General features: G+C 33.2%; 2 protein-coding genes and 1 pseudogene. All 3 read right to left on the bottom strand.

The window, feature by feature from the left end; genetic code table 11:
* A partial coding sequence (locus CDZ78_RS18570) for a hypothetical protein (RefSeq protein ID WP_140414207.1) occupies positions 1-277 on the bottom strand: 277 nt, incomplete at its 3' end.
* Positions 274-1,047 (bottom strand): TIGR04255 family protein, encoded by a 774-nt coding sequence (locus CDZ78_RS18565; protein WP_087871306.1) that lies wholly within the window; start codon positions 1,045-1,047, stop codon positions 274-276. The genes CDZ78_RS18570 and CDZ78_RS18565, both read right to left, overlap by 4 nt.
* Before the next feature lie 229 nt (positions 1,048-1,276).
* A pseudogene (locus tag CDZ78_RS24590) lies at positions 1,277-1,358 on the bottom strand (IS200/IS605 family transposase); the annotation flags it as partial.

The raw sequence follows: 1,358 nt of genomic DNA, 5'->3' as shown, positions 1-1,358 counted from the left end.
TTAATTGACTTGCATTTTGCAGGAATGTGACAACCCATGATTTTTCAACAATCATCTTATGAAATTCATCTGAGTAATCAAATACCTTTATGTCAATAGAACTCACCTGAGAAAAATGATTTTTCCCATAAATAAATATTTTATTAGCTGTAGTACCTACATTATTTGTAAAATCAGTTCCATTCTCAACTACCTGCTCATAATGAGAAGAAATGGAATTATTATATGAGCTACTATAATCAATATTTGCCGTTGATACAGCAAGCATCGCCATCATACTTTACACTCCTTATATGCAGTTGGATTAATAATAGTTTTAAAAGCATGCTGTTGTATATCATGGGCTTGATTAGCCCATTCCAATAAATCAGTATACTTAATATCATTATTGATTACTTCTTTAGCTTTAGAGTGAACTACTGTTTCCATGATTAAGCCTGGTTTATCATTAATGATAGCTTTGGCAATTGTAATTTTTACCACCCCTTGTGGCTTCTCCAATCCTACCTCAACATTAAAGCCAACAGAGTGATGTTTACCATTTAAATTTTCATTATCTAAAAATGAACTGGGCAAGCCAAAATTGATATTAAAATGTTTTTCCAAAAACTGCTCAATAACTTCTGTTTCGCCAGGAAAAAAAGCATCTTGATAGCGCAAAGATACTGATAAGCTATCCTTTATTGAATTTATTAAAGAAGAGTCTGTATTATTGAAAACTTCTAATCCAATCTTAATTGAGTTTTTAAATGAATCCCAATTATATTGTTCTTTTGTTTGGTTAATAGTAAAAATGCCTAACCCTACTTGAAAGCAAGGCCAAGTATCTTGTTGCTTTCTAAAGCGGTGAGAAATAGCCATTGGGAGAGATAAATTATTCTGGATATTTTCGACCACAACAAATCCTTTGTTTTTTGCTGAAGCACTAAACATTCCTGCAAATAATGACTCTTCATTCTGATGATACTGAAATCGCCCTGGCGATACTTCACCCCACCTCAGTTCAAAAATAGCCTCTATTAATGGTGGGTTTTCTAGTAGTGGCATGATTTTTCGATCTTTCTTCTAGTAGTCATAAAGTGAATTCTTTAATGAGTATTTTTAGCAACTAATTATAGTACATTTAATTAACCTGCGCAGACTACCTGTTTTTGTAAAAATTAACTACCACGCTTATAAAACGTGGTTTAAATTCGACCTAGAAGGCCGTTCTCAGCAAAACCCCTGCCGGGGCCTTGCTGAAATAAGATTCAAGTTGTTCCCAATATTTTAGTGGTTATTTATTTTCTTGGAATTTTACATACTTTCTTATCATTTCTGCATCCATACCTACGGTATCAACACAATAACCCGCCGAC

Origin of the sequence: Bathymodiolus platifrons methanotrophic gill symbiont (assembly GCF_002189065.1) — a bacterium.
In the GTDB taxonomy this organism is placed as follows: domain Bacteria; phylum Pseudomonadota; class Gammaproteobacteria; order Methylococcales; family Methylomonadaceae; genus Methyloprofundus.
Note: the sequence above shows the minus strand (reverse complement) of the source record. Positions and strands in the feature narration are given on the sequence as shown.

Bases quoted from the DNA above. Each gene is read 5' to 3' on its own strand.
- CDZ78_RS18565 (WP_087871306.1), bottom strand. From the start codon at position 1,047: ATGCCACTACTAGAAAACCCACCATTAATAGAGGCTATTTTTGAACTG.